This window comes from Baaleninema simplex PCC 7105, from assembly GCF_000332355.1.
GTDB lineage: Bacteria > Cyanobacteriota > Cyanobacteriia > Cyanobacteriales > Geitlerinemataceae > Baaleninema > Baaleninema simplex.
Window position 1 is genome coordinate 2,783,563 of sequence record NZ_KB235958.1, and the last position, 22,913, is coordinate 2,806,475.

Here is a 22,913-nt window from a genome sequence, read left to right on the forward strand (position 1 = left end):
GAAGGACGTTCGGCGAGCGCTCAGTCGAGGCGCGGAGGGGTCGTTCTACGAAATTGAGATGCACCCGTATCAATCCCGCTATCAACAACAAGGGATGCCGATGTCAGAGTAAAATCCCCATCAGAAGCGAGGAGGTGAAGACCCTCACGCTTCAGCTAGGGGTGAGCTGACAGAGAACGGTTTGAAACCGGCTAAATCGTGAACAGGAGTTGCGTGGATACGAGTTGTCTAGCAATGGCCGAGCTAATCGATCCACATTTCGGGGGGAGTTGTTGCTGGCTCGTAAGTCGTGGAGGGACTGGAACTAGCGAGGTTATACCACCCTACCGCCAGTAGGAGACCAAACCCACAGCCCAATAAAAAAGTCCAGGCGTGAGACGACTCGAGTACGCAGAGCAAGCGGCGATCGCGCCCATAGACTTGCACGATCCAACCTTCGCTGGTGTTGTCAAATTTGGTTCGCAGTTTAGTTGAGTCAAACTTGTTCATGGTCTATGCTCTATGGCGATCGAATGTGTGTAGCGGTGGCGGACACTTGCCTGCTGCACCGGAAACACCTATCAGAAATTCACCTATGAATGGAGAGTGCCTCAAGGAGAGAGACGGGAACGCTCAAACCTGACATCGCTCTCGCACAGAAGACCGGCATCCATAGAGAGAAATCTATGCTTGTACCTTAAACGATATTCTTAAGTATATACTTAGATTTGCTACGGCTGCCATGCTCTACCCCAGTCCATCATCAAAATTATCTGAACTGATTGATAAGCTGAGCTTTTGATAACTGGCGCAGAGATAACGACAAAACAAGGATAAGTGTTTTTTATAAAATGCTTCCGCTAATCTGAGTCAATAGAGGGTAGTGGATTCGTCGATCTTTGGCATAAACTTAAAAGCATACATTTTAAGTTATGGTTCGAGGCAAAACCATAGAGTCTTGTCTTGAATTGTCACAACAGAACACATTAAGAGGTAACCCACATGACCCAGCAAGCCAGCAAGCTCGTCATCGTTACGGAAAAGTTGCTGCTGAAAAAGATCGCCAAGATCGTCGACGCAGCCGGGGCTACCGGTTATACGGTGGTGGCCGCTGGCGGAAAAGGCAGTCGCAACGTGCGCTCGTCGGGGCAACCTTCCGTTGGCGACAGCTACTCGAATATAAAGATCGAGGTGCTTACCGCCAATCGGGATATAGCCCTGAAGATTTCGGATGAGGTCGCAGCGCAGTTTTTTGAAGATTACTCGGGAATCACCTATATCTGTAACGCGGAGGTACTCCACGCGCACAAGTTCTGACTCAAACCCTCAGAAAAAACCCGGTCGTTCGCACGAACCGGGTTCCTCTTGTGAATGCTCCCCCACCTGCTTGCGCGAGGTGTGGGTGTCTTATTACAAGGCGTTAGCCCTGGCGACAGGCGGCATTCTCGCGGTGTACTGGGAACTTTTGCCCAGCCACACCCCCAAGTCGTTTCCGCTATAGGGCTTTAGAAAAACTTCTGCCTGGAGTCTGACGTGTATTAACCGACTCGTTGGACTGACAGGGAATTAACCTCACTTAATGAATCGTTCCTCCAGAGTCCTCGGAATCTCTGTTCCCTCTTTTGCCCGTACCCATTAAGCCGGTTCCATCGTACCACACTCCTTGACCCCCACCTCACTCGACTCAGGCGGGGGTTTGGGCGTCGCTATTTTTGTTCAAAACTCAACTTAAGCGGCGATCGCCACATCTCGAAGACGTTTCACGACGAACGACTTTTCGAGATAGGACAACAAGTTTCCAGCTTTCGGCCCCCGTTCTTTCCCGAGGAAAGAACGATACACCGCTGGAAAGGCTTTCTTCGGTGCCAATCCCAAGGCTTTCGAGGTGGAGAAAATCTCCGTCTGTAACGCTTCCCCTTCCCAATCCTCGAGATTTTCTAAGTTGTCCGCTAACTGACTTAAATACTGACGTTGTTCGACTTCGAGATCTCCCGTCGATTCGGGAATTTCATCGAAATACAACACCAGTTTCTCTTCAGGATCGGCGTAGTCGTCGAGCCATTTTTGCGCGACGCGAATTCGCTCGTTGACGACTTCCCAATCAGTTTTATCGAGGGGCTGCTCGCTGCGTTTTTCCACTTCCGCTTTGATGTCGAGGTGCGGAACTTGCAGCAGTGAAATCAGCGTACTGAAATCGAAAGGTTGATAGGTGCGGATTGCATCGCCGACTTGGGAATAGTAGAGAGCCAATAAGTCTTTACTTAACTGGGGATTCTCTTCGCTAGCGAGAAGTTTTTCGTATTTCTCGATCGCCGTGTCGTAATCCCGAAACAGCCGCGTAATGGTTTCGTAATTCGGCGAGAAGTTAATCGCCGTTTTCGGCTGCGTTCTCAACATCAAAAAGCGCAACAATTCCGGTGGAAGCAGTTCGGAAATTTCTTTCGCACTGGCTCCGACCCCTTTCGAGGAACTCATTTTAGTCCCGCCGACGAGGATAAACTCATAAGGAGAGTGAAACGGCGGTTTCTTTCCGTACACTTTGCGATAAATGGCGTTGGCCACATCTCGCGAACCGCCTTTTTGCGAGTGGTCTTTTCCCGCCAGTTCGATGGTGACGCCGAGGAGATCCCATTTCGCCACCCACTCGACTTTCCAGGGGAGTTTTCCGTTTCCATCGAAGGGAGACACCCAACCCGAACCGCCGCATCCTTCAACGTAACTCATCGCGTCGGGTTTGCAGGTGTAGAACACCTCTTTTCCGTTGTAGTCGGAGACGACGGTGGTGGCGATTTTACCGCAGTGTTGGCAGATGACTTGGAACGGGTACCAGTTTTCAGCGCGATCGGCGTTGCTGACTTGTTTGTACGCTTCTCGGACGAGGTGAGCGTTTTGTAAGAAGCGATCGATGTAGGGGTTGAGTTTTCCCTCGCGGTACAAATCGCGCAAATAGTAAATCTGTGGACGAACGCCGAGGTTATCGAACACCTCGAAAAATTCCGAACTGTAATATTTCGCGTAATCGCTAGCCCCCTCGCCAGGAGACGGGACGTTACAGAGCGGCTGTCCTAAATAGGGAACGAACTTGTCGCGATCGAGATAGTTCGGTACGCTATCGAGGGCGTCGTAATCGTCGATACCGTATAAAAATTTAACGGGTTTCTCAGCACGTTTGAGGGCGCGGTAGATAACATCGTGAACGATAACGCCGCGCAACGATCCTACGTGAACCCGACCGGAGGGGGTTTTGGAATCGTTGACGACTTGTTCGCCTTGCGTGCTGGCGGCAATTTTATCAGCCCAGAACATAACCGAATCGCTGTTGCGCTCAAAACCTTTTTAGTCTAGCACCACCGCTTGAAATTTCCAAACGGTTCGAGTGGTTTCAAGCGCTAAATTTCTAAATCGAACGGATTTCTCGATCGCCATCGCGCGATCGCCTATTCCCACTCTAACGTGAGCGAGGGCATCAAACGCTGTAGGTTTTTCAAAGATTTTCCTTGCCAGGGAATCGCTTTCGACCCACGCACGATCGTATGAATGGTTTTTTTATGGCGTACTTTGATCACGAACTTCGACAGCATACTGATACCAGAACTGTTGAGAAATTCCAACCCTTGTAAATCGAGAACGATTTGTGACGGTTCGCGATCGACCACCTCGTCGAGCAGTTCGGCGATCGGTGCGTACTCTGCCATCCCACTCAAGCGAAGCGAGCCTTGGCAGTATACCGCGTTCGTGTCCGGCTCGTACCAGATGCGATAGTCGTCTGTCTTAATTTCCATCATTGGTTGTAAACGTTCGGGGATCGTGGGAAGACACCGTTCGCGCACGGTATCGAAACGGGAGGCCAAACCAGCGCCAGTGTACTACGTCGCGCGTCGTTCAGACGGGCAGTTCTACCATCGTCGTGACCGTCATCACTTCCGGCTCTTTCTGCACCGTCTCGAACTTCCACCCCAGCCGAGCCATATAATCGCTCATCATCGTGAGATATCCCAGACGAGAACTGGTACTCATTTCGTCTAGGGCGTTTTTTTCGAGTTGGCGCACGTACATTTCTTCAGGATCGCACGAAACGAGTTCTTCGAGATAGCCTTGAAATTCCTTGACTTTCTGAGTGGGAATACTATTTGTCGTAAAAAACATCAAGCGTTCGGGATGAAGTTGTAATTGAATGCTAATGGGATAGGAAGATGTTTCGTCGCTGAACTTCATGGCGTTTTCGAGTAGTTCGTTAGCAATGAAGCTGACCGCACCTTTAATTTCTGCTTGTCGGCGCATCGATGCAGGATTGTCCTCGCTGCCGAGAAAAAAGGTGGTGAGATAGTCTGCCATAAAATCAGCAGACAATCCATTGTTGCGCCAGCGTTGTTTTAAGGGAACCGAACTCGGAGAAAAACCGATAATGAGAAACTCGGGGCTGTCGGGTTGTCCCTCGTTGTAGTCCCCAAAAATTTGCGTCATGTGTTCCAAAACTCCCGAACCCTCTACTGCTTTTCGACGTGCTTTTCCTGGTGCTGTGGAGCGACCGGGGAAAGTGCTACGCACCGCTTTCGCGAACGCACTGCTGTTTGATGGCCAACAATGTAATATCATCGTAGACCTTTTGCCGACCGATATGGCGTCGCAGGTCTTCGATAACCGCTTGTCGAATCACCTCAGCCCGTTTGTGAAGATGGAGTTGCACGATCGCACAGAGGCGATCGAGGCCGTAAAAATTCCCGTTTTCGTCTTCGGCTTCGGTAATCCCGTCGGTGTACAACACCACCACATCCCCGGCGTTCAGTTCGACCGTGGTTTCGTCGATAAACTCAGCGACACTAGCTTCTAACCCGATGGGAAATCCCAAATCGATGGTATCGATGCGTTCGATGTCCCCGCTGGCGCGCACGATGAGGATTTCCTCGTGTTGTCCGCTGACGCGCAACCGTCCGTTGTCGTAATCGAGTAACGATAGCGTCAAGTTGCGATCGGAATCCATTCGCTGAATGTTTCCGTAAATCGTGCGGTTGAGAGTTTCGAGAAACCGTCGCGAATCGGTCTCTTCGCTTTCTAACAACGTGCGAACTGCCGTTTGAACCATCAACATCAACACACCACTTTCTAAACCGTGGCCGGTCACGTCACCGATGCCGATTTTAACCCGTCCGTCGCGACAAAGCACATCGTAGTAATCGCCGCCGATTTCCGTCGCCGGTTCCATGTATCCAGCGATGTCCAACCCGACGATTTGCGTCAGTTCCCGCTCTTTGGGTAACAGCATCTGTTGCAAGCGGCGCGTGATTTCGACTTCGGCCCCCAAGCGGAGGTTTTCGGCTTTCAGGCGATCGTTGAGCAACGTGATTTCTCGGTTCGCCTCAGCTAAGGCGGCTTCAGCCCGTTTGCGCTCGCTAATGTCTCGAAAAATTCCTGTATAAAACACGTGATGGCCGACGCGAACTTTCGTGGCCGTCGCCTCGAGGGGAACCTCGAACCCGCTCACGTGACGGCCGACGAGTTCGGCGCGTCCCTCATAGAGCAGTTGTCCGAAGGGATTGTCGGGGTTTTCCCGGCTGTTCTCGGCCGATAGCAACGCCAACAGGGGTTTTCCGAAGAGATCGTCGCGAGGGTAGCCGAAAATGGTTTCGCTACTGGGGTTGGCATTGGTAATCGTTAACGTGTCGGGACAAAACGTCAAAATGGCGTCGCTGGCGGTGGTGACGATGGCGTTGGTGCGGTTGACGGCGTCTTCGAGGGCGTCCATGACTTCGTTGTACCGCAGCGCGATCTGTCCGACTTCGGTAAAGGGTTCGACGGGGACGCGCAGGCTCAAATCTTGGGTTTTCGCCTGGGAGTCCATGACTTTGAACAGGTCGTAAATCTCAGTTTTGGCGCGATGTTCGGACACGTTGAGTCCCATTTGTTCGTCTTCGGGAGACACGCGCAAGGGGAAGTGGCGATCGATAAAGTGTAAGAACAGGTACGTCAGACCGAAAGACCAGATTCCGGCGACGACGATTCCCAGTAACTGCACGGCCACCTGCTCCCACCGCGTCAACCCCGTGTCGATGAGCGTCAAGTCGCCGAACAAGCCCAAGGCGAGACTTCCCCAAATTCCCCCGCCGAGGTGAACGGGAACGGCATCTACGGCGTCGTCGATGCGAAATCGCTCGAGAAGAGAGCGTGCGGCTAGGGTAACGATGCCGCCCCCGATGCCGATGACGACGGCGGCCGGGGTTGTAACGACGTGGCAGTTGGCTGTAATGGAGACCAATCCAGCTAGGGAGCCGTTGAGTAATAGTTCGACTTCAGGGACTTCGTGACGCGACCAACTGTAAATGAGGGCTGTGACGAGACCGGCGACACCGGCTAGGACGGTGTGAACCATGATCGCGGCGACACGATCGCTCAGGACGAGCGTGCTTCCCCCGTTGAAGCCGAGCCATCCGAGCCACAGGAGCATCGTTCCGAGTACCGAGAGCGGTAGGTTCGAGCCTTGGATTTTTTGGGGCGTTCCGTCGGGCAGAAAACGGCCGACGCGAGGACCGATGACGAGAAGGGCAGCCAGGGAAATCCAGCCGCCGATACTATGTACGCCGGTACTTCCTGCGAGATCGGTAAAGCCGATCTGACCCAGCCACCCGCCCGCGAACCCGTCGGCTTTCAGGTTCCACGCCCAATGACCGAAGATAGGATAAATGAGACCGGAGGTGATACAGGAGACGAGGAGATAGGCACTGAATTTCATGCGCTCGGCCACGGCGCCCGAGACAATGGTGGTAGCGGTTCCGCAAAACATGGCTTGGAAGAGAAAAAAGGCTGCCAGTTGCGGTGTCGACTCGATCGTCAAAAAAAAACCGCTCGTTCCGATCCAGCCGAATCGAGAGATCCCGAACATGAGGGCGTAGCCGAACGCCCAAAAGAGAGAGACGGAGATGCCGAAGTCGGCAAAGTTTTTGACGGCGACGTTGATGCTGTTTTTCGATCGCGTCAGCCCGGACTCCAAACACATGAAGCCGGGCTGCATCAGGAAAACCAAGCCGCTACACACTAAAACCCAAAGAATATCTACCACCGGATACCCGCTCCTTTCACTCCCGACGTAATGGATAGTAGAGGCCAAGAATGAAAACGAACCTAGAGATAACACGGTTATTTAACACACAATTTTGGGTTAAGTTCTGGTAAAATTTTTACATAAAGCGTGCCAGTCGTCACGGACGAGCCAAAAAAGTTCGATCGCCCGCCTTCATTTTTTTTTGCTTTAGGGCTTTTGTTTTAAAACCAACAGGGTAATGTCATCGTAAACTTTTTGCCGACCGATATATTGTCTGAGGTCGGTAACGATCGCTTGTCGAATTTCTCGGGCGCTTTTGTGAGCGTTACGACAGGCGACTTCACAAAGGCGATCGAGTCCGTAAAAGTTACCGTCCTCGTCTTCGGCTTCGGTGATTCCGTCGGTGTAGAGAATGGCTGCGTCGCCGGGATCTAACGTCACCGTAATTTCACTGATAAAGTCGCCGATCTGTTCGTCGAGTCCGATCGGAAAACCTAAATCGATGGTGTCGATTCGTTCGAGATCGCCGCTAGTTCTTAAAATTAAGACTTCTTCGTGTTGTCCGCTCAATCGCAGTCGGCCGCTGTTGCCGTCGCTCCAGTAATCTAACAGTGCTAGCGTCAGGTGGCGATCGGAGTTCATCCGTTGGACGTTATCGAAAATGGTTTGGTTGAGGGTACTGAGAAATGCCACCGGATCGGCTTCTCGAGTTGCCAACAAGGTTCGCACGGCGGTTTGTACCATAATCGTGAGGACGCCACTTTCTAAGCCGTGGCCGGTCACGTCGCCGATACCGATCTTCAGTCCGCGATCGTGGGGGAGAATGTCGTAGTAGTCGCCTCCGACTTCGTCGGCCGGTTCCATGTACCCGGAGATGTCGAGGTCTCGAACGGCATCGAGTTCGCTATCTTTAGGAAGTAGCATTTGTTGAAGTTTTCGAGCGACATCGACTTCGGCTCCCAAACGCAGGTTTTCAGCTTTGAGACGGTCGTTGAGTTCGGTGACTTCGGCATTGGCGCGATCGAGTTCTGCGGTACGCTGTTGTAATAGAAACGTCGCGATTTCATAGAGACGGGCTTGGGCGACGAGTAGTTTGTGAACGTCGAGCAAACGATAGGTTTTGGGGCTGAGTTCGACGACGATCGGCTCGTAAAGCAGTTCGGGCGATCGCTGCAAGCACTGACGCGCCGCCTCGAAAATGGGCGTATCTCCGCTCGAGTAGAGAAGGTCGGTTTCGATAAAGGTGTAGAGCGATCGCAGCGGACGTCGAGAAAACAATTCGATCCCGTAGGGGCGGCTCATAATTTCTAAAAAGCGCCGTCGAGAAATCATTCCGAAAAAGTTTTCTGACTCCGTTAAAATCGCACCTGGAATTAAAGGATTTTTCGCAAACGTTTCTACGAGAATGTCGCCGGGAAGATCGACTTCAATCTGCAAATCGTAGAGCGATAAATCTTTTAACCTCGAATTGAGATTTAAGTCTTCTAGAGAACTACCGTAAAACTCTGAAAGGGGTTGAGATTCTAGCATAACCCGATCGTCGTTACTTGATTTCAAGATGAAGAGAGATGCAGAGAGAGTCAGACACGCTAAACTCCACAAGATGCTCGATCGGAGTTCGCGATCGCACCGTTTTCAACCGAAATTTCTCGATTTCGTGCATTTTGCTCGTTCTACGACTGCACGATCGAACTGGTTCGATGGCTAAAAGAAATGTAACAAATTTATATTACACCTTTCTTTCTAATTTCTGTTTAACGTTCGAGTGCGGTCTGCCGCAAGCGATCGCCATGCTATTTTGTAAACATTATTTTGCAAAAAGTTAAGCGCGAGTTAAATCTAGCTTAAGCACTATTTAAGACAGATGCTGTAAATTGCCAAACGGTCGCTCGGGAGACGATGATAAGGGCGGGCTTTTCGGTTTGACCGCAATTAATTGCAGGTTCGAGGTCCACACTCCCATTTTCGATCGCAACCAGTCGAATCCCGTAAACACGCTCAAGAGAGACACATTTTGTAACGGATCGAAAAGCGATGCCAGGCGCGGTCGTTGTTGGTGGTGCGCCAGCCAGTGGCGATACGATAAAATCCAAAAGGCGTGGGACGGCAATGCTTTAAATCGATCGACCGTCAATCCCGCATCGGTGACTAAACGCGTTAACGTGCGGCGATCGAACAAATTCCAATGGCGAGGGAAATGATAGCCGCCCCAACAGCCCCCTTGAAACAGCTTTGCATCTAACCCTTCTGTATTCGGCGTTTCTAAAATCAGCCGTCCTCCGGGGCGCAGCAACCGTCCCAAACAGCGCACCGTTTCCGCCGGATTCGCCACGTGTTCGAGAACTTGCAACAACACGATAACGTCAAAGTAGTTTTCCGGTAACTCGTCGGCAACATCTTCGAGACGCCCGTAAAATCCCTGATAGCCCTCGGCGTTGAGGCGATCGATCGCCGTGGCGTCCATCTCCACCCCAAACAACTGATGCTTGGCTAATCCGAGGCGATGCAACATCGTTAAATAGCGCCCGTTTCCGCAGCCGACATCCAAAACTCGCAAGGCTCGTTTCGTTTCAAACGGTGCGATCCAAGATTTGACTTTTCCTGCATCTAACCAATCTTTCGCCCGCCGCGCGATCGGATGCACGGCCGTATCGTAGTTATACGCATAATAATTGGGCGGGTAAATCCGCGAAAATTCCACTTCAGCAGGACGAGGGTTGAGGTAGACGTTCCCGCACTCCTTACAACGCACCATACGAAAGACATCGTTCGAGGTGTCGTACTCGTAGTCTTTACCCGAGGCGCAAGGATGCCAGTTATCTGCACCGCAAACGCCACATCGCACGAATTTTAGTTGAAGCGAGGAAGGGGACATAGAGAGAAGGGGAGAGGGGGAGAAGGGGAGAAGGGGAGAGGGGGAGAGGGGGAGAGGGGGAGAGGGGGAGAAAGGGAGAGGGGGAGAGGGGGAGAAACAGTTATCTGTTTGCTGTCTTCACGGGTGACTGGTGACTGGCGACTGGTGACTGGCGACTGGTGACTGTCTTCACTGTTCACTGCTCACTGTTCGCTGTTGACTGTAAAAGGTGCGTGACGAGTTGGCCGGTAAGACCGGATACTTTTCTTGTCTTTAGGTCACGCACCCTACGATTGCTGTTCCCAGATCCGCTGTTCCCTGTTCCCTATCTTCACTGGTGACTGGTGACTGGTGACTGTAAAAAGCGGAGGACGCGCCATAAAAAGGCGATATAACTGCCGCGAACGGTGATTTCAGAGCGATCGCGAACGAAGCGATGGGCTTTAGCTAAATGGTAATGAGGCATCGACGGCCAGAGATGGTGTTCGGCGTGATAGTTCATATGATGGGGCGAAAAAATCTGTGCTTCCCACCACGGCGGACAAAACGAAATCAACCGCTCGAGATCGCAAGTATCGTCAGGATAAGTCAAAACTGCGTGATCGCAAAAGGCGCGAATTTCGTCGGGAACAAAGACGAGAAAGAAAATCGGTGCCACCCACAGCAGTAAATACGCCCACACTGGAAGCGGCGACAGGGCGATCGCTGCAATTAACAGCGGTTGCCACAACAACACCGGTATTCGCTGCTGGAAATAGTCTCCGAGTAACGCTTCTGTCTGGGGTGTCTTTGGGGTTTGAGTTTCTGAGGCTTGACTGTCGCGATTCGACGCCTCGAGGAGTTTTCCAAAGGGCGTGACTTTCAACACCGTTTTTCCAAATGTTGCTAAACCCGAACAGTACAGCAAAAACTGTAGCGGTGAATTTTTGGCGGCGAAGGTGTGTAGGTAGCGATCGGGATCGTCGGGGGTTCCCATGTAACGATGGTGTTTGAGATGGTTGCGCCGCGCGTCTTCGAGTGCCATAAACATCGGCCCGTATACCAACCAGCGGGCTAAATTGTCGTTAACGCGGCGGTTGGGATGTAACGCACCGTGAATCGCGTCGTGGGCGAGGATAAACAGCTTGTACTGACTGGTTCCGACGAGCAGAAACGCCACGAGATAAGTCCAAACGGTTGGCATTGCAGCGACGAGGACAAACGCTGTCAGAATTATCAGCCAATCCCCAGCGAGATCTCGATAGGCTCGTTTCGGCTGCACCGCCAACCACTGGCGGACGTATTCGATCGGGACGGATTGGCGAACGTACCGCTCGAGTTCGGGCATGGTGGTGGGTTGGGGCGCTGTTGCTGTCATGGTTCGGCTCCTCTAGACACCGGAACGACTCTCGATCGCCAAGGGAACAGATGCGAGAGAATTATGGTTTTGTATAGTACAGTTTTGGTGGATGTCGAGTTTATATGCACAAAATAATAAATTTGTCAATATGTATTTCAAAATATTTATTTTTCTCGTTTCGCTCTTCAGTGTCTCGACCCGATCGGGATGTCCTTCGAGAGTTGGCAAAGTTTTTTCATAAGCATATCGTTCGATAATTAATTCATAATATATAGAGTTGTTTCACCCAAAATGGTTTTTGATGTCCGATCGCCCCCTAGATCCCCGACGTGCCGAAATCCGTAAAATTGCCGCAGAAGCCGAAAAAGACGGGCATCCTGCTCGTTGGTTCGAGAAAGTGTATGCCACCGCTAGCGGAGACGCCGACGCCGTTCCTTGGGCAATGGAACGCCCCAATCCCTATCTGCTAGAGTGGCTCGACGACACCAAAACTTGCGGAGACGGGAAGTCGGCACTCGTCATCGGCTGCGGCTTGGGAGACGACGCCGAAGCCCTTGCTGGGCGAGGGTTTGACGTGACAGCATTCGACATTTCCGAAACGGCGATCGCCTGGTGTCGCCAGCGGTTCCCCAACTCGTCAGTCTGCTACCAAGTTTGCGATTTGTTTGCCTGCGATGCCTCGTGGACGCGAGCCTTCGATTTCGTCTTCGAGTCGCGAACCGTCCAATCGCTGCCGCTGAAATTGCGTCACACCACCATTGGCATGGTATCGGAGTTTGTCGCGGACGGAGGAACCCTGTTAGTCGTCGCCAACCGTCGCGATACAGAGGCCGAACCGGACGGTCCCCCCTGGCCGCTATCTGATTCAGAGTTCAAAAGGTTCGAGGCTTGCGGTTTAACTGAAATCCGCCGCGATTGCTTCGACAGAAACTCTCGTCCGACAGTTCGCGTCGAATATCATCGCGTTTTTAACGGATGATAATCTGACAATGAGAAATCTCCTCATTACCCCTCATACAACGAATAGTGAGGACAGTTAACAGTTTCTCCCTTGTCCCCCTAGCGGACTGGCATCGCCACAGCAGTTCTCAAGCGAACGGGAAGTTCGATCGAAAACGTGGTTCCTTTCCCGAGTTCCGAGTCGCAGTAAATCGAACCGCCGTGTTTTTCGGTCACGATTTGATAGCTAATCGCGAGTCCCAACCCCGTACCTTTTCCGACGGGTTTGGTGGTGAAGAAGGGATCGAACAGCCGTTGAGAGGCGTCTTGCGAGATGCCCAAGCCGTTATCGGAGATGCGAATGCGAATTTGATTCGTTCCAAATTTTTCGGTGTGAATGCAAATTTTAGGGGGTTCGATCGCTGCATTTTGTCCCGTTTGTCGTGCCAAGGCCATTTTTTCTTCTAAGGCGTCGATCGCGTTAGTCAACAAATTCATGAACACTTGATTGAGAGGCCCTGAATAACATTCAATGCGAGGAGTCTCGTGGTAGTCGCAAACCACCTCGATCGCGGGACGATCGCTTTTCGCTTTCAAACGGTACTGAAGGATCGTCAACGTACTTTGAATGCCGTCGCGCACGTCAACATCTTTAATTTCGGCTTCGTCGAGACGAGAGAAGTTCCGAAGGGACAAAATAATCTTGCGAATGCGATCGGCGCCGACTTTCATCGACGATAAAATTTTCGGTAAATCTTCGACGAGAAACTCGAGTTCGATTTCGTCTTCGCGAGCGGCGATCGCTGGAGTGGGCGTCTGATATTCTCGATGGTACAGTTCGACGAGATCGAGTAAGTCTCGAGTATAGGTGTCGGCGTGGGTGAGGTTGCCGTAAATAAAATTCACGGGATTGTTGATTTCGTGAGCGATCCCAGCCACCAACTGCCCCAAACTCGACATTTTTTCAGTTTGAATGAGTTGACTTTGGGTTTGTTTGAGTTCGTGAAGCGTCCGAGCGAGCTGACGCGCTTGAGATCGTGCGGTCGTGGCGTTGTCGGTAGCCTGAGCGTAGAGTTCGGCTTGTTGGATGGCGACACCCGCTTGAACGGCCAGACGTTCGAGAAGTTCGACTTCTTCGTCTTCCCACACCCTCGTTTGACAGCATTCGTGAGCGATTAACAGTCCCCAGAGGCGATCGCAACTTAAAATCGGCACGATCGCCTGCGATCGGATCGACAGACTTTTTAAAAACTCCACGTGGCAGGGGTCTAATCCAGCCGCCGTCACGTCGTCGATGGAGCGAACTCGCCCTTTTTCGTAGAGTTGGGCGTATTCGCTGGGAAAACAATCATCAGAAATGGCTCTATCTAAAATCGAATAACGCGTGTTGTGAATATCTTCGACGACGACCGTTCCGTCCCAATTGGGATTGAATTTATAGATGACGACGCGATCGGTATTGAGGAGACCCCGCACTTCTCGAACCAAGGTTTGTAAAATCGTGTTGGAATCGAGGGAACTGCGAATTTGACTCGAGAGGCTGTTGAGAAGAGTTTCTCGCTGCGCCAGTTGTTTGAACTTGCTTTCAGACTGCTTCAGAAGCGTTTCGACCCGTTTTAAGTCGCTAATGTCGCTAAACGTGCAGACGACGAGATGTCGGCCGTCAGTTTCCTTGATCGCAACGGCATCAACCATCAACCAGACTGTATCCTCGAGGTCGGGGCGATCGACGCTGACAATGGCGTTGCGAACTGTTTGATGGGCGGCGATGCGGCGGAAAACTCCCGCCAGTGTAGAGCGTTCGAGATGTGTGGTTTCTGAAGGTTCCCAATAGCGATGTAACTCCTCTGCGGGAGTTCCCAGCAGGTCGATCGCCGCTTGGTTGCAAGTCTGAATTTCGGGACGGCCTTCGGGGGGAACTGCGACGATGAGGATGCCGACGCGAACGCCCTGTAACAACCGGTTGAGATGGTTTTGACTTTCTTGTAAAACCTGAGTGCGAACGGCTTGAGCGGTCAGTCGGCGATCGAAAAACGCAGCGAGCAACGTCACACTCAACACGACCAGAGTTCCGAGACTGACCGCAACAGTCCACAATCGAGTATCCGAGGCAACAGGCGAGGTAACGCGAGCGAGGGGTGCTAGGGAGGTGAAGGTGACGGCGGCCGTACCGGTGTAGTGAACGGTCGTGACAGCCAATCCCGCCGCGATCGCACCGCCCCATTTTTGCCAGATTTGCCAGGGCTGTGTTCGACCCTCTTCTGGAGGGGTTTCGTGCCACCGATCGGCCAGAGATAGCGCGATGAATGAGATGGCGATGGTGAGGGCGATCGAGACGCCGACGAGAAGGCGATCGAACTGTATTTGCGCCCGAACCTGCATCGCTGCCATTGTGAGGTAGTGCATCGACGCGATACCCGTTGTCACGGCCAGACTCCCGCCGATCCGTCGGAGGCGATCGAGCGTCGGACGACTGACGAGGAATAACGCCACGCCAGAAGCCAGAACGGCCGGAAGGACAGAGGCGAATACGAGCCAGGGGTTATAACGGACGGGTAACGCGATCTCGAACGCGAGCGTACCGATAAAGTGCATTGCCCAAATGCCAGTCCCCATCGCGACGGAACCGCCCCACAACCAGAGACGCCGATCGCGACCCTGACTGCTGCGAACGCGTCCGGTTAAGTCGAAAGCCGTATAAGAGGCTAACACCGCGATAAAAACAGAAAGTAGAACGAGATCGGGATTATTATGAGAGGTTAAAATCTGGTTTATCATCGCGATCGAGATGTTTGTAGGGGTCAATTCGGCTCTCTCAACGGTTCGCTAGTCAACAGTCGCTGCGATCTAAGCTAAAACGATCGGATTCGCTTCTGCGATTTTTTTACCAAATTCTATCGATCGAACTTGATTCGCTTGAAAAAGTGAGTCGTTTTTGTTTTATCTAAGTTTTCTTGTAGGCGTCAATGGCCTCGATCTCAGATCACCCGCGATCGCGATCGCTGACAATTTTAAAAATACGAGCTAGCGTCGAAAATATGGGTTTAAATCTGGCAAAATGTCACTTTCTTTTGAAAATCTTAAAAATCAACGTGACAATTTGTAATGAGATTTTAAAAATTATATTTTAGGAATTATATTTTATACGGAATCCGAATCTCCAACACTGTTTTTTCTCAACCTAAAAATTCCCTCTCTGTGTTCTCTGTGTCTCTGTGGTGAAGACTTCTTGAAACTTAGCTTATCGGAAACGAATTCCATATTAGATCCTGCGATCGCGGCGACAAAATCTCTCATTCTAGAGTTTTTATTTTCAGGTTCATTTCGTCAAGAGGGATCGGATGAGGTGCGCTCGGCAATCCAAGACTCTTCACCAAACCAACGATGTCTTAATTCTTCGTAAGTGCCGTTTTCAATTAATTTTAAGAGTGTAATGTCGATCGCTTCGAGATAGGGACTGTTTTTCGGAAAGGCAAAGCCGTAAGACTCCCGCTTGAAAATCGAACCGACGGTTTGTACTCGGCCGTTTCCCTCGTGTTCGGCATAGTACTGCAACACGGGCGCGTCGTAGACGATGGCATCGACGCGATCGTCGTATAAAGCATCGTAGAGATCCTCGACGCGATCGTATTCGAGAATCGTCGCTCGAACGCCATTGAGGTACTCGGCCCCCGTACTGCGGGTGATGGTGGCGATGCGGTGTCCCGGCAGATCGTCGATGCTGCGAATCGGTCCGTCGAGGCGATCGAGGGTAAAGCTCGTCGTCATCGTGGCGATAAAGTAAGCAAACACGAAATAACCCGCACACATCCACACTAACGCGACGAACTTACCGAGGGGATGTTTCGGGGTTTTATCGCCATAGCCAACTGTGGTGACGGTAACGGCCGCCCACCAAAAGGATTCCCAAATTCCGAGAGGATAGGATTGGGGAAAATCGGGATTGTGAGGGCGTTCGACGATCCAGATGACATGGGCGACGACGAGCAACGTCAGCACGAAGACGCCGATTCCATAGTATATGTGAGGCGAGAAAACAATGCTCTCCAAGGTGGACACGAGGGTATTGAAAAGGGTATTGCCCCGCTCTAACACCATAATTTGCAATCCCGACTCGAAAAAGGGATAAGAAAAGTCGAGGGTTTCTTCCCGTCGGGCGGTGATACTGATGCCTCCGATCGCTAAATCGGTAGTGCCTCGGACAACGTCGTCGAGGAGTTTGGCGATCGTCCCGACACCGTCGAGACGGTAGGTCAGATCGAGTTCTGTGGCAATTTTTTCCCACAATTCGATACAAAATCCCTCGTACTTTTGATTGCGGTAAATGACAAGGGGTTCGAGGGGTTTGGTGAGGACTCGTAAGGTTTTGTCCGGTTCGGGGGCGGCCGCGTCGGTGTCCTCGGGTGGGCGATCGAGAACTTCGGCATCGACGGAAGCTAGTTCTAGCCAGCGATCGACGCGATCGCGGTGGGTTTCGATCCACTCTCGAGCGTGACGGACGATATCGCTGAGTTCGTCTTCGCCGTTTGCTAGTTTGACGTTTTGGGCGACGATATCCTCGAGGGGAATGTCGATTAACGCCAGCAAGAGTTCGACGGCGGGATTGGCTTGTAAAAACTCGCGGTTGGCGACAGCACGAATCGTATGATGGGAAAATCCTAACAAACAGGGATTGCGTTGACAGCCGACGATGTTGTCGAGGGTCGGGACGCTCGAGGCGGTATCGGCTAGGGAGTCGGGAAGGCTGAAAAACGGTACTTCTAGCCAGCGCACGTCTTGTCCGGGGACGAGGGTTCCGAGACTCCAGTGGGGCATCCAGGCGAAAAACAGGACGGGATCGCCTCCTCGGTAACGAGCGATCGTCTCTTGCATGAGGGGGACGTAGTTGCCTGAAATCTGTTCGACGGTGTCTTGTAAGCCGTAGACTTCGAGATGGTGGTCGATCGCCTCTCGACAACTCCAGCTTTCGTCGCAACCGATCAGATCGGCTTTGCCATTCCCGTCGCGATCGAAGACTCGAGCGATTTCGGGATCTTTGAGGTCTTCTAGGTTCTCGATGTCGAGACGTTCGGCGGTGGTTAAATCGACGACGTAGCCTTGGAGGACGCCCCGTTCGATGGCGAAGCCGGTTTCGACGATGCGATCGCCGATCTCGTCTTGTTGTAAAAAGGTATTGTGAGCGGGAAACCAGCCGTTGACCCACAAGTCCACGTCCCCTCGGGCAGCGGCTCGATAAAAGTCTTCCGTTTCTGTGGTGTAGGGGCCCGAAACGTCATAGCCTAAGTCTTCGATGAGTTGTTTGACAATTTCGGCTTGAAACCATCCGGTTTCCCAGGTCGATCGCGCCATGCGAACGGTTGCGGTTTTCGCGTTTCCGGGTTGGGGCGTCAGGAGGGCGACGGCGAGCAGGACGCCACAGAGTAAGGCGAGGAACGGTTGGAATTTTGACAATCTCACGATGTTGAGTCGAGGTCTAACGAAGGCAACGGACGGACATCGGCTCGTATTTACAGAGGCGAAGGAGCTGGCTGCGAGAGTCGCGAGACTCGACGAGGCAGTCGGACGTCGATCGCATCGGAAGCTCCTACCGGTTTCTCGAGCAGTTCGACGCCGATCCTAGCATTGCCACACCCTCGAAATGCCGTGCTAGCATGGAAGGCGGTGTAGCGATCGTCGAGCGCAATGACCCGAGTAAAAGTTAGACTGACCGGACAAAAGGTCGTTCTGCTGTTGATGACGATCGCTGCGAGCGCGATCGTCGCGATCGGTTGTTCTGAGGAAACCGTCGTGTTGTCGCAACCCGAAACACTTTTGAGTCAAGACACGTTCGAGACGCGACCGTCTGCTACCGAGACCCACAGGGCGCAACAGCTGCCGATCGAAGCCCGAGTTCAGTTGGGCGATCGCGCGATCGATTTAGAAGTCGCTCGTACGCCGCAGCAACAGGCGTTAGGGTTGATGTTCCGCGACGAACTCCCCGACGATCGCGGGATGCTGTTTCCGTTCGACCCGCCCGAATCCGTGAATTTTTGGATGAAAAACGTTCGTATCCCGTTGGATATGGTGTTCGTGTACGACGGCGAAGTGGTGGGACTCGCTCGAGAGGTTCCTCCCTGTCGTCAGGTTCGTTGTCCGACCTACAGCCCCGGTGAGGGGGTTCTCGTCGATTACGTTATCGAGTTGCGCGGCGGACGAGTCGCGGAGTTGGGACTCGCCATCGGCGATCCGGTGCGAATCGAAATGTTAAACGAGCCGTCGTGAGCATCTCGTCAGGGGATCTCGACGGATACTAAACCCGTTGCTGCGTCAAGGGTTTTAAGGTTTTCTTAAAGCAACTTAACAAAAATTGTTAAAACTCCATTAAGATGTAAGCATTGAACCTATGCGATCGCCGAAAAATCTGCTACGGTGTTGTTTCCTAGCGAGTGCGGTAGTGCGAAGTCGCCACAGCGTCCGAGCTGAGGTGCGACCTCAACCCCCGCTTCGGGAACGTGCAGATCTTCAACCGATCTCAAATTGAGAGCAAGGTTTGTCTGGTATCGGTCGCCCAATTGAAAACAGTTTCCGGCTTCGATCGCGCGAATGTGTGAGGAGTGACGCCATCGAAGACGGAGCGACCTTCAGACGCCCTCTGGAACCGGACGCGACGGCGTTCGATCGATCTACCATTCACCGAAACGACAAACCGTGAAAGACGGCGTTCGAACCGTCTTAGAGTAGACACTCTCTCGAGTGACTACTCAGCCCGATCGTATTCTCTAGCGCCATAACAAAATGATTTTTAGTCCGAACGAGGTGATACCGTCATGGGAGCGACGACACAAGCGCGATTTCTCCGATTTTTAGAAGAAGATTTAAACTTATCAGCCGATTCGATCGCGATCGCACTACGCCGCCGCGAACGAGATGCGGGGCCGTTACCGATGATTTTGTGGAAATACGGTTTCGTAACTCTCGAACAACTCGATCGCATTTACGACTGGCTCGAATCGGCGTAATTCGAGAGGGGGAGAGGGGGAGAAAGGGAGAGGGGGAGAAGGCTAGAGCCTGAAAACCCCAATATCCGTTAACTTAACGGTTAGCGGAGAAGTCCCCACCACCTGAATTAAAAATATCGCCTGGTGAGCCTCGCTCGCCCCCCCCCACTCAAACCGCATCGACGTGAACTTCTTCGTAGGAGGCGCACCGACTGCGGTTCGAGTGGGTTTTGAAGGAGTTACCCGGCATTGAGAACGCGTCCGGCCGCCGTCACGCCAGCCCCAGGGGTCACGTCGGCGTTTAACGCTTGCAGCGTCGCTTCCAGGGCGCCGATCGCACACACCACATCGCGATCGCTGACAAAGCCCAAATGTCCGATGCGGAAAATTTTCCCTTTGAGATGGTCTTGTCCGCCGGCCAGAGCGATATCGAATTTCGACTTCATCATCGATCGCACCTTTTCAGCCTCTACCGATACGGGAGCGACCGCCGTTACCGCCGAACTCGCGCAGTTGTCGGAGCCGAATAACGGAAGTCCCAACGCTTTAACCGCTTCTCGCGTCGCGCGTTTGAGGCGATCGTGACGGGCGAAAATATTGTCTAACCCTTCGGCTTTCATCATCTGCAACGTCGCTTGCAGGGCAAAAAACAGGTTAACCGGCGGTGTAAACGGCGTCGTATCTTTGGCGGCACTCTTGCGATAGAAGCCTAAATCCAAGTAGTACCGGGGTAGGTTCGAGGTTTTGTAGGCGTTCCACGCTTTCTCGCTGACGGAAACGAAGGCCAGCCCTGGGGGAATCATGTATCCTTTCTGCGATCCCGAGGCCACCACGTCCAATCCCCACTCGTCGATGGGAACGTTGCAAGCTCCCAAGCTCGTGACCGCATCGACGATAATCAAGGCTTCGCCGTGGGCTTTGACGTGGCGGTTGATGGTTTCGAGGTCGTTGAGAACCCCCGTCGAAGTTTCGCTGTGGGTGAGGATAACGGCTTTAATTTCCTTGTTCGCGTCAGCTTCGAGGGCTTGGCGGAACTGTTCGGGATCGAGGGGCTTGCCCCATTCGGCTTCGATCGTCGTGACGTTAAGGTTGTAGGCTTTGGCTACGTCCGCCCAGCGATCGCCGAACTTCCCGTTACAGCCGACCAACACGCGATCGCCAGCACTGAGAAAATTAATGATGCCAGCTTCCATCGCTCCCGTACCGCTGGCGGCTAACACCAACACGTCGTTTTGAGTTTGATGGAGCCATTTGAGATTTTCGGTGACTTCGGCCATCACCTTAGAAAAGTCACCGCTGCGGTGGCCGATGGGATGGCGTCCGAGTCGCAGCAATGCCTTTTCGGGAACCGGGGTCGGGCCCGGAATCATTAACATTAACTTGTCGTCCATGAACCTTTCAGTCGTCTGTTTGAGAGATGATGAGATAAGGAAGTGAGGAGATGAGGGGAGCGTATCACATCATCAGGTCATCTCAGTATGGGGTCATCTCCTCGTCTTTCATGCTCCCGTTAACTCGAGGAGCGATCGTCTTGGATGTTGTGCGGGAAGGTTGCGTTATCCGTGACAGAGCGCGATCGGATGGGTTGGTTGAGCGACCATCGATAGTCGATGGGTAAGTTTTTGAGCTGACAGGTTTCTTCCAAGCGTTTTTGCTGGGCGAGAGCTTTTCGCAACGTGACGATCAGCCGATCGATCTGCTCGCGTTCGGCAGAGTTCGAGGCAACCGAAAATATGGTTTGGCGTTCTAACAGTTGTAGTAACAGCTCGTAGTGGATGTGAGAAGGAAGGGGTATCGGCTCCATGAAAACGGATAAACCTCTTAAAATCCTCTCCCGGCAAATCGACGATTTGACCTGGAAAATTTCTAAACCTCGCGCTCGAGGTGTCCTGTTTGACGGAAGCTTGACTCGAGGTTGACTTGGCCGGTCAACTCCCATCAGCTCGCGCTTACAGGCAGTCGCTCCACCGTGCGATCGACGGTGGAACGTATTGATTTTATCATCGGATCGGCGAATTCTTGAGGGGAGGTTGGCTGAAGCTCGTTCGACCTTGAATTCTTCGATCGACGCCGCGATCGGTTTGGGAAAACGACCACCGCCTTCGATCGCCCAAACTTCGACTCGAACGCGAGAGGGCGATCGTTATGCGAGCTTGACAATCGGCAAAACTTTCGGTCGTTCGACCTAGATTTCAGTCCTAGAAAACAGCCGTTCGATCGCCGTTCCGGGATCGCTTTGACGCATCAGAGATTCGCCGATCAGCACCGCTTGCGCTCCCGCCTCTGACACGCGATCGAGATCGCCGCGATCGAACAGTCCCGATTCGCTGACGATGGTAATTCCTTTCTCGTCACATTGAGCTTTGCGGGCGGCCAACAGGTCGCAGGTCGTATCGAGTGTGACAGAAAAATCTTCCAAATTGCGGTTGTTAATGCCGACGAGTCGCACGCCGTCGAGTTTCGAGACGCGATCGAATTCTGCGAGGGTGTGAACTTCCACCAACGCCGCCAAACCGAGAAGTTTAGTAATTTTGAGGAAATATTGCAAATCGCGATCGCTCAAAATTGCCGCGATGAGCAGGACGGCATCGGCACCCCGCGCTCGCGCCAGATACAGTTGATAAGGATAAATAATGAAATCTTTACAGAGAACGGGCAAGTCTACCGCTTGGCGCACATCTCGCAAATAGTCGAAACTGCCCTGAAAGAACTGGCGATCGGTCAAAACGGACAGACAACTCGCGCCCCCTTGCTGGTAGCGTTCGGCGATGGCGACGGGGTCGAAATCTTCCCGAATTACCCCTTTACTCGGCGAGGCTTTCTTGACTTCGGCAATTAACGCTGGCGTCGTGCGTCCGTTTTGGAGTGCGGCGACGAAATCGCGCGGTTTTGGGGCGATATCGACTTGTTTTTTCAACTCCGTCAGGGGCATATACAGCCGTAGTTTGTCGATCTCCGTTTCTTTATGCCAAACGATTTCTTCGAGGATATGACGCGGTTCGCTGTCGGGGATGGGAACTTGATACTGACAGGTATCGGCTCGAACGGCGGGATTGGGAGAACGGCGACGGATATTAACCATTAGGTGCGTGTTGCGACAACTCGATCGATAAGACTCCTTTATTCTCTTAACATATCGCTCGGATTTCGATCGAGCGCCGTGGGAACTTCCCCCAATGGGAGCGAGTCTTATTGGGATAACTCCAATTCACGCGATCGCCCTCGAAATCAAGGGTTCGAGACAGTGTTTTCGAGATAACGCTTTTGAGATAACGCCAAAAAGGTAACGTTTTCGTTGCTGTTTCTCCACCAGGACGAGAAATGCCATGACACAGCCACCTTTGCTCCCCGACACCCCACCGCGCACTCTCCACCGCGTACTGTTGGCTCTGGTGTTAGTCGGATGTGCGGCTGTGGATTCGGGGGTATTTTCTCTAGAGCGATCGCCGCATCTCAACCTCGCACCGCAACTGAAACAGGATCGAGTGGTGAGAAAGATCGATCGTTCCCAACTGGCTCCGTTGAAACTGGAATACTGGCAGCTTCAAATCCTCAAACACTTGAATTCCCGTTGAGAACAGACGCGGATGTTGTCGTCGTCGTACTTGCAAACGATGGTATCGCCATCCTACGGAATCCGAATCTCAACGCTTCGACTCCGCTCAGCGTTGAGTCCGAGCGGAGTCGAGGCATCAAATACTGGTTTTGCCCAATCTGACAAGTCCCTCTCTATCCCCCCAACCATCCCCCCAACCATCCCCCCAACCCCCCTTTCAAAGGGGGGCGAAG

General features: G+C 52.5%; 20 protein-coding genes. 6 read left to right on the top strand and 14 right to left on the bottom strand.

Translation table 11 applies throughout. From position 1 onward, the window contains the following. Positions 1 to 243: 243 nt before the first annotated feature. A complete protein-coding gene (locus GEI7105_RS0114395; RefSeq protein ID WP_017661142.1) occupies positions 244 to 489 on the bottom strand; it encodes a hypothetical protein in 246 nt (81 codons plus the stop codon). A 492-nt stretch (positions 490 to 981) separates the two neighbouring features. On the opposite strand from GEI7105_RS0114395, the gene GEI7105_RS0114400 reads away from it, so the two are divergent. After that, the gene (locus GEI7105_RS0114400; RefSeq protein WP_017661143.1) at positions 982 to 1,296 is read left to right on the top strand and encodes a P-II family nitrogen regulator; all 315 of its coding nucleotides are present in this window, start codon (positions 982 to 984) and stop codon (positions 1,294 to 1,296) included. Positions 1,297 to 1,707: 411 nt separating this feature from the next. Here GEI7105_RS0114400 and lysS read toward each other — a convergent pair whose 3' ends face one another. From lysS to GEI7105_RS0114445, 7 genes are all read right to left on the bottom strand, one after another. Beyond that, positions 1,708 to 3,285, bottom strand: coding sequence for a lysine--tRNA ligase (gene lysS, locus GEI7105_RS0114405; protein WP_017661144.1), 1,578 nt, complete (start codon positions 3,283 to 3,285; stop codon positions 1,708 to 1,710). Between the two features lie 131 nt (positions 3,286 to 3,416). Continuing rightward, positions 3,417 to 3,761, bottom strand: a complete 345-nt coding sequence (locus GEI7105_RS0114415; RefSeq protein ID WP_017661146.1) for a slr1659 superfamily regulator — start codon at positions 3,759 to 3,761, stop codon at positions 3,417 to 3,419. Positions 3,762 to 3,861: 100 nt separating this feature from the next. Beyond that, entirely contained in the window at positions 3,862 to 4,443 is a 582-nt protein-coding gene (locus tag GEI7105_RS0114420) for a slr1658 family protein (protein ID WP_017661147.1), read from the bottom strand. Positions 4,444 to 4,519: 76 nt separating this feature from the next. Next, entirely contained in the window at positions 4,520 to 7,033 is a 2,514-nt protein-coding gene (gene amt, locus GEI7105_RS0114425; RefSeq protein WP_017661148.1) for an ammonium transporter, read from the bottom strand. A 189-nt stretch (positions 7,034 to 7,222) separates the two neighbouring features. Beyond that, a complete protein-coding gene (locus GEI7105_RS40770; protein ID WP_017661149.1) occupies positions 7,223 to 8,545 on the bottom strand; it encodes a SpoIIE family protein phosphatase in 1,323 nt (440 codons plus the stop codon). 325 nt (positions 8,546 to 8,870) lie between these two features. After that, complete coding sequence (locus tag GEI7105_RS0114440; RefSeq protein WP_083862390.1) at positions 8,871 to 9,890, bottom strand: class I SAM-dependent methyltransferase; 1,020 nt, start codon at positions 9,888 to 9,890, stop codon at positions 8,871 to 8,873. A gap of 310 nt (positions 9,891 to 10,200) precedes the next feature. Further along, positions 10,201 to 11,226, bottom strand: a complete 1,026-nt coding sequence (locus tag GEI7105_RS0114445) for a fatty acid desaturase family protein (RefSeq protein WP_017661152.1) — start codon at positions 11,224 to 11,226, stop codon at positions 10,201 to 10,203. Between the two features lie 283 nt (positions 11,227 to 11,509). Between GEI7105_RS0114445 and GEI7105_RS0114450 the strand changes: the two genes are divergently transcribed. Beyond that, positions 11,510 to 12,187 (top strand): class I SAM-dependent methyltransferase, encoded by a 678-nt coding sequence (locus tag GEI7105_RS0114450; protein WP_035493113.1) that lies wholly within the window; start codon positions 11,510 to 11,512, stop codon positions 12,185 to 12,187. An 80-nt stretch (positions 12,188 to 12,267) separates the two neighbouring features. Here the strand turns inward: GEI7105_RS0114450 and GEI7105_RS0114455 are convergent, their stop codons facing one another. After that, positions 12,268 to 14,925, bottom strand: a complete 2,658-nt coding sequence (locus GEI7105_RS0114455) for an MHYT domain-containing protein (protein ID WP_017661154.1) — start codon at positions 14,923 to 14,925, stop codon at positions 12,268 to 12,270. A gap of 549 nt (positions 14,926 to 15,474) precedes the next feature. Beyond that, positions 15,475 to 17,604: a glycine betaine/L-proline ABC transporter substrate-binding protein ProX gene (gene proX, locus GEI7105_RS33555; protein WP_083862391.1), complete on the bottom strand. Its 2,130-nt coding sequence runs from the start codon at positions 17,602 to 17,604 to the stop codon at positions 15,475 to 15,477. Positions 17,605 to 17,829: 225 nt separating this feature from the next. Between proX and GEI7105_RS0114470 the strand changes: the two genes are divergently transcribed. After that, on the top strand, positions 17,830 to 18,408 hold the full coding sequence (locus GEI7105_RS0114470; RefSeq protein ID WP_017661156.1) for a DUF192 domain-containing protein: 579 nt from the start codon (positions 17,830 to 17,832) through the stop codon (positions 18,406 to 18,408). Between the two features lie 119 nt (positions 18,409 to 18,527). On the opposite strand, the gene GEI7105_RS40470 is transcribed toward GEI7105_RS0114470, so the two are convergent. Next, a complete protein-coding gene (locus tag GEI7105_RS40470) occupies positions 18,528 to 18,662 on the bottom strand; it encodes a hypothetical protein (protein WP_281166992.1) in 135 nt (44 codons plus the stop codon). A gap of 291 nt (positions 18,663 to 18,953) precedes the next feature. Here GEI7105_RS40470 and GEI7105_RS0114485 point away from each other — a divergent pair, with 291 nt between their 5' ends. After that, positions 18,954 to 19,145, top strand: coding sequence for a DUF2949 domain-containing protein (locus GEI7105_RS0114485; protein WP_017661158.1), 192 nt, complete (start codon positions 18,954 to 18,956; stop codon positions 19,143 to 19,145). Between the two features lie 218 nt (positions 19,146 to 19,363). On the opposite strand, the gene GEI7105_RS0114490 is transcribed toward GEI7105_RS0114485, so the two are convergent. Continuing rightward, positions 19,364 to 20,515 (bottom strand): pyridoxal-phosphate-dependent aminotransferase family protein, encoded by a 1,152-nt coding sequence (locus tag GEI7105_RS0114490; RefSeq protein ID WP_017661159.1) that lies wholly within the window; start codon positions 20,513 to 20,515, stop codon positions 19,364 to 19,366. Positions 20,516 to 20,634: 119 nt separating this feature from the next. Continuing rightward, positions 20,635 to 20,928, bottom strand: coding sequence for a DUF5340 domain-containing protein (locus GEI7105_RS0114495; protein WP_017661160.1), 294 nt, complete (start codon positions 20,926 to 20,928; stop codon positions 20,635 to 20,637). A gap of 247 nt (positions 20,929 to 21,175) precedes the next feature. Between GEI7105_RS0114495 and GEI7105_RS38500 the strand changes: the two genes are divergently transcribed. Then, on the top strand, positions 21,176 to 21,313 hold the full coding sequence (locus GEI7105_RS38500) for a hypothetical protein (protein WP_158413210.1): 138 nt from the start codon (positions 21,176 to 21,178) through the stop codon (positions 21,311 to 21,313). Here the strand turns inward: GEI7105_RS38500 and trpC are convergent. Continuing rightward, positions 21,310 to 22,206, bottom strand: coding sequence for an indole-3-glycerol phosphate synthase TrpC (trpC, locus tag GEI7105_RS0114510; RefSeq protein ID WP_017661163.1), 897 nt, complete (start codon positions 22,204 to 22,206; stop codon positions 21,310 to 21,312). The genes GEI7105_RS38500 and trpC overlap by 4 nt on opposite strands. Positions 22,207 to 22,450: 244 nt before the next feature. Here trpC and GEI7105_RS0114520 point away from each other — a divergent pair, with 244 nt between their 5' ends. Then, positions 22,451 to 22,699, top strand: coding sequence for a hypothetical protein (locus GEI7105_RS0114520; protein WP_144053810.1), 249 nt, complete (start codon positions 22,451 to 22,453; stop codon positions 22,697 to 22,699). Positions 22,700 to 22,913 lie beyond the last annotated feature (214 nt).